The organism is Polaromonas sp. (assembly GCF_018780625.1).
GTDB lineage: Bacteria > Pseudomonadota > Gammaproteobacteria > Burkholderiales > Burkholderiaceae_C > Polaromonas.
Map to the genome: position 1 here is coordinate 1 of NZ_JADMJK010000162.1, position 5009 is coordinate 5009.

General features: G+C 56.5%; 7 protein-coding genes and 1 pseudogene. All 8 read left to right on the top strand.

Annotated features, from left to right (window positions below; translation table 11 throughout):
• Positions 1-139 precede the first annotated feature (139 nt).
• Positions 140-1516 (top strand): type II and III secretion system protein family protein, encoded by a 1377-nt coding sequence (locus IV091_RS13200; protein WP_366807005.1) that lies wholly within the window; start codon positions 140-142, stop codon positions 1514-1516.
• Between the two features lie 12 nt (positions 1517-1528).
• A complete protein-coding gene (locus IV091_RS13205) occupies positions 1529-1804 on the top strand; it encodes a hypothetical protein (protein WP_293469460.1) in 276 nt (91 codons plus the stop codon).
• Positions 1805-1967: 163 nt separating this feature from the next.
• Positions 1968-2171 carry a Flp family type IVb pilin gene (locus IV091_RS13210; RefSeq protein WP_293469462.1) on the top strand — a complete coding sequence of 68 codons (204 nt, stop codon included), beginning with the start codon at positions 1968-1970 and terminating at the stop codon, positions 2169-2171.
• 150 nt (positions 2172-2321) lie between these two features.
• Positions 2322-2507, top strand: coding sequence for a Flp family type IVb pilin (locus IV091_RS13215; protein WP_293469464.1), 186 nt, complete (start codon positions 2322-2324; stop codon positions 2505-2507).
• 31 nt (positions 2508-2538) lie between these two features.
• Positions 2539-3843: a Tad domain-containing protein gene (locus IV091_RS13220; RefSeq protein WP_293469466.1), complete on the top strand. Its 1305-nt coding sequence runs from the start codon at positions 2539-2541 to the stop codon at positions 3841-3843.
• A 10-nt stretch (positions 3844-3853) separates the two neighbouring features.
• Positions 3854-4282 (top strand): TadE family protein, encoded by a 429-nt coding sequence (locus IV091_RS13225; protein WP_293469468.1) that lies wholly within the window; start codon positions 3854-3856, stop codon positions 4280-4282.
• The gene (locus IV091_RS13230) at positions 4279-4710 is read left to right on the top strand and encodes a TadE family protein (RefSeq protein WP_293469470.1); all 432 of its coding nucleotides are present in this window, start codon (positions 4279-4281) and stop codon (positions 4708-4710) included. The genes IV091_RS13225 and IV091_RS13230 overlap by 4 nt, the downstream gene beginning before the upstream one ends.
• A 19-nt stretch (positions 4711-4729) precedes the next feature.
• A pseudogene (locus tag IV091_RS13235) lies at positions 4730-5009 on the top strand (histidine kinase); the annotation flags it as partial.

Here is a 5009-nt window from a genome sequence, read left to right on the forward strand (position 1 = left end):
AGACAAAGCGGGCATCAACCAGGCGCCACGCGCATCTTCGGGTTTAAAACCCTGCATAGGGGAAGTGCGGGTTGACCCACCCACCTATTTGGCTCTAGGCAAGTCACGCGTCATACCACTGGATTTCCCGGCAGCCCGAATGCTAGTAGGAGGCCAGTCGTCCAGCCGCGCCGGCCGTGCTGTTGCAGCCAGCGACAAGGCGGCCGCCGGTGCGCCGGGTAGCGCACCCGCAGCGCCAGCCGTCGCACAGGCGGGTTCTGACGGCGTGGCAGACCTGGAAATTACGCTGCTCAGCCCGAGGGAGCTGTTCTTTCTGGGTAAGAAAGCCGGTTCCATGAACGTGATCCTGCAGAGCGCAGACGGGCGCTGCGTGGTCAAGGACATCATCGTGACCGTCGATCCGGACACCCTGCAAGGCAAGCTGACCGAATTGATGCCTGAAGAAACCGGCATCAAGGTCAGGGGCGCCGAAAACACACTGGTGCTGACAGGCAAGGTCAGTGACGCCATCAAGCTCGACGAAGTCATGAGCCTGGCGACTGCCTACGGTGACGGCAAGAAGGTCGTCAACATGCTGCGCATCATGACGCCGCAGCAGGTGATGCTGGAAGTCAAGATTGCCGAAGTCAGTAAAACACTGCTAGACAAGTTTGGGCTGGATTTCTCCAGGCTCATTACCTCCGCAAATGGCGTGACGTCCAATTTCATGTCCGGAATCCTGGGAGGCGGTCCAGCCGTCCTGGGGCGCTTCAACCCCAACCTGAGCGGGGGAAACATCACAGGAAGTGCGAGCGGCATTGTGAGTGGAGGATCAGCCATAGCCGGCGCAACCCTGGACAGCACTGCCAGGGGGGCTTCGCTCCTGGGCATTGATGCACAAAAGAGAGACGGCCTGGTCCGCGTGCTGGCAGAGCCCAACATCATGGCGATCAGTGGCCAGTCAGCCAGTTTCCTGTCCGGCGGAAAAATATTCATCCCGGTGGCACAAAGCAAGGACGGGGGTGGATCGACCATCACGCTGGAAGAAAAGGAGTTCGGTGTCGGCTTGAAGTTCTTGCCTACGGTACTCGACGGCACCCGGATTAATCTCAAACTGGTTTCAGAAGCATCGGAACTGTCCCAAACCGGCTCAGCGTTTACCACGGTCGGGGGCGTCACTTCCGTGCTTCCGTCCATCACGACGCGCCGGGTTGACACCACCGTGCAGCTCAACGACGGGCAAAGCTTTGTCATCGCCGGTTTGATCAAAAACAACTTTACCGAAGCCATCAAACGCTTTCCTGGCGTTGGCGAAGTACCGGTGGTGGGCGCCCTGTTTCGTTCCAGCGAATTCCAGAATGACCAGACGGAACTGATGTTCATCGTGACGCCGCGCCTGGTCAAGCCGCTGACGGCACAAGTGACATTGCCGACCGACAACCACATCGTGCCCAGTCGCTCGGATGTGATGCTCATGGGCACAGGCGAAGGCGCTCCCAAACAAGCCACGCCCGCGGTCAACCCTGAAACCAAGTAACAGGAGAACGTCATGAACAAATTCACGGGTCTTATTGTTCTTGCATTGCTGGGCGGTTGTGCCTCTTCCATCACCCCCAACTACGACGCCAAGTTCGGCGATGCCGTGCGGGAAGCGCGCCAGAAGATGACGATTAACCCTAACGCCGGCACCAACCCTGACCAGGTCTTGGGCATGGATGGCAAGTCGGCCAGGGAGACGATTATTCTTTACCAGGGAACTTACAAGGCACCGCCGCCAGCGGTCAATGTCATCAATATCGGCGGAGGCATTGGGGGTGGTAACTAGCCGTCAATTAGATCGCGGCTACTTCGATGAAATAAAAAGTTCAAGTCACTAGATAGAACAGATGGATTACAAATTTACAGGAAGGAGGTCGGACTATGTAGCGAAGATGATTATTGGATTGGTACATTTTTGATAATTTAATTAACTTTATGAGGTAACTAAAATGAACAAATTTCTCTCCACCGTCAGCAACTCCATCCGCTCCTTTGCAAAAGACGAGGAAGGCGCTCAAGTTGTTGAGTACGCGTTGATTATTGCTGTCGTGTCAATTGCTCTGGTTATCGCGCTTCAAGCGCTAGGTGGGGGTTCTTTTACGAGTTTCATCGCTCGCGTCAATTCTTGCTTGACCACAGCAACTTGCGTATAACCGAACGCAGCATCGTAAAACGGCAGTGGATTAACGATCTTTAATGGCCGTCAATCCACTTGCCTGCCCAGCGTAACGAATAAGCATATTTATTTAACCCAGTACATATCTGAAGTGAAAAGCCGGCTTTGAACTTACGAAGGAATTGTCATGTTTACCAAATTTCTAAAAGAAGAAGATGGCGCTCAGGTCGTTGAGTATTCATTGATCATTGCAATGATCTCGATTGGCCTCGTTCTGGCACTTCAGCCATCGACGATAGCTGCCAGCTTTGGGAACTTCATCGGCCGTGTCAGTTCGTGTCTGACCACGGGGCCATGTATTCAATTTTCGTGACCAAATTCCAACAGAGCTAAGAGGCATTCTCATGCGTAGTCTTGCCACTCGTCATCACCAGCAGGGGGCGGTCATCGTCACCGTGGCCTTGCTCATGCTGTTCCTGCTCGGATTCATGGGCATTGCCCTGGACTTCGGCCGCCTTTTCATTGTGAAGACGGAACTGCAAACGGCCATGGACAGTTGTGCGCTCGCCGCGGCCCAGGAACTCGACCTGCAACCCACGGCCATCGACCGCGCCACCAGCGCCGGCCTGACCGCCGGCAACCTGAACCGCGTCAACTTCCAGTCAGCGACCTGGAGCGGGAAGGGTCAGCTGGTGACCGCCGAAATCACTTTCAAGGATCCGGACTACAAGACCACGGCAGACCCCAAGCTTGCCCAGTACGTGCAGTGCCAGCATGTCCAGCCCGCCGTGCAGATGTGGCTGATGCAGGCCATGGGCGCCTTCTCCGGCAACACCACCGATTTCCCCAGCACCCGCAACGTGATGGCCAGTGCCGTCGCGACGCGCGCCCACGGCCAGACCACCTGCCCCATTCCGGTTGCGTTCAAGCCCAAAGCGGGCGGTACGGCGCCAAACTACGGTTTGACTCCCGGAGAGTGGGTCACCATACTGACGAGTCAGGGCACGACCCCAGGGGGTTACATCGGCTGGGCCAATCTGGACGGCTCGAACGATGCGGCGGAGACAAGGGCGGAAATGAATGGTAAATGTGGAACCCGCGTCAACGACACGGTGGGCACGCCAGGCACTCAGACCACGATTGCGGAAGACTGGAATTACCGTTTTGGCATCTACAAAAAGTTGCCTGATTTCAGCACGGATCCGAGCTACATGCGGCCGGATTTCACGGGCTACTCGTACACCGCGACCAACTGGACGAACACAGTTGCAATCAACGGCGATTTTCATAACAGCGCCTGGGATGGAACACCGGCTGCGGGGTCACATGCAACGGCCCAGAACTTCGTGACCAAACGCGCGAATTTTGGAGCATGCGCACCCGACGGCAATGTCAGAGGCGCGAACAGTTGCGAGTCAATCAGCAATGTGTCCTTGAACAGCTTCCAGAAATTGGCCGCCTCCGGAAGCGGGCCCGCAAGCCACGGGGCCTGGGGAAGCAACCGGCGCATCGTCACGGTGCCGGTGACCGATAGCAGCAACAAAGTCATCGACTTCCTCTGCATGCTCATGCTGCAGCCGCTCAGCATTCCGATGGCTGACGTGAAGCTTGAGTTCATTGGAAACGCGAGCCTTCCGACAAGCCCCTGCAGCTTCAGCGGCATGCCCGGCGGCGCGGCCGGGCCGCTGGTGCCGGCGCTGGTCCGATAGGAGAAAAACCATGAATAAACGACAAAAGGGCGTAGCACTGGTGGAATTCGCATTGATCCTGCCCTTACTGCTGCTGCTGTCCATGATCACCACCGAGTTCGGCCGGGCGATGTACCAATACAACACGCTGACAAAGTCTGTGCGCGACGCATCCCGCTACCTGTCGCTCCAGACCCCGGGTACAAAGATTACCGAGGCCCGCAACCTGATGGTTTACGGCAATACGGCAGGCACCGGAGCGCCACTGGCCCTGGGGCTCACTACCTCGCATGTTCCCGATCCGACCTGGCAGACCGCCGGAACCAATCCGGTGATAAACACCGTCACCGTGCAGATCGAGGGCTACACCTTCAACTCACTGTTTCCCAGTGTCTTTGGCATCTCATTTGGCAATATTCCCTTCAACCCCATCAGCGCGACCATGAGGAGCTATTTATGAACATACGACAGTCGGGCGCCACCGCCGTCGAGTTCGCGCTGGTGCTGGTCATTTTCCTGACCTTCCTGCTAGGGATTTTGGACTTCAGCCGCATGCTTTTTACCTGGAATGCAGCGAATGAAGCCACCCGAGCGGGGGCAAGGTACGCGGTGGTGTGCGACGACACCGAAAATTCGGCACAGGTTCTTTCAAAGATGCAGGCGCTATTGCCCCAGATCCAGAGCATCAACCTTGCCTGGGTTCCCACAAACTGCAATGCGGCTACGTGCGAAGGGGTCACCCTGACCATTACCAATCTCGACTACCAGTGGATCTCCCCGATTGCAGGACTTGCGAAGCTGCCGGCCATCCGAATGCCCTCTTTTTCCACTTACTTGCCAAGGGAAGTAATGCGAAAAGACCCCAACAGTCCTGCTATTTGTTCCTGATTTTTAGTGAAAGCAAAAAATGAAAATCGCCCTCATCTCCCCAAACACGAACCACCTGCAAGACATGAGCCGGGTGCTTGAAGCGCACTCACATGCCGTCACGCTCATTGACGGCGGAAAAAGCCGGATGCGCGCGGTGGCCGAACAGGATCAGCCGGACCTGATGCTTGTGGATGGCATGTGCTGCGACCCCAATGAACTGGTTCAGGTGGAATATGTCACCACCCACCACCCCAAAATCGCGGTGATCCTGCTCTGCGCCACCCAGTCGCCGGAGTTTTTGATTAACTCGATGCGGG

What these genes read in the sequence shown, in the direction of transcription:
- IV091_RS13200 (WP_366807005.1), top strand. Translation starts at nt 140, where the DNA reads ATGCTAGTAGGAGGCCAGTCGTCCAGCCGCGCCGGCCGTGCTGTTGCA.
- IV091_RS13205 (WP_293469460.1), top strand. Translation starts at nt 1,529, where the DNA reads ATGAACAAATTCACGGGTCTTATTGTTCTTGCATTGCTGGGCGGTTGT.
- IV091_RS13210 (WP_293469462.1), top strand. Translation starts at nt 1,968, where the DNA reads ATGAACAAATTTCTCTCCACCGTCAGCAACTCCATCCGCTCCTTTGCA.
- IV091_RS13215 (WP_293469464.1), top strand. Translation starts at nt 2,322, where the DNA reads ATGTTTACCAAATTTCTAAAAGAAGAAGATGGCGCTCAGGTCGTTGAG.
- IV091_RS13220 (WP_293469466.1), top strand. Translation starts at nt 2,539, where the DNA reads ATGCGTAGTCTTGCCACTCGTCATCACCAGCAGGGGGCGGTCATCGTC.
- IV091_RS13225 (WP_293469468.1), top strand. Translation starts at nt 3,854, where the DNA reads ATGAATAAACGACAAAAGGGCGTAGCACTGGTGGAATTCGCATTGATC.
- IV091_RS13230 (WP_293469470.1), top strand. Translation starts at nt 4,279, where the DNA reads ATGAACATACGACAGTCGGGCGCCACCGCCGTCGAGTTCGCGCTGGTG.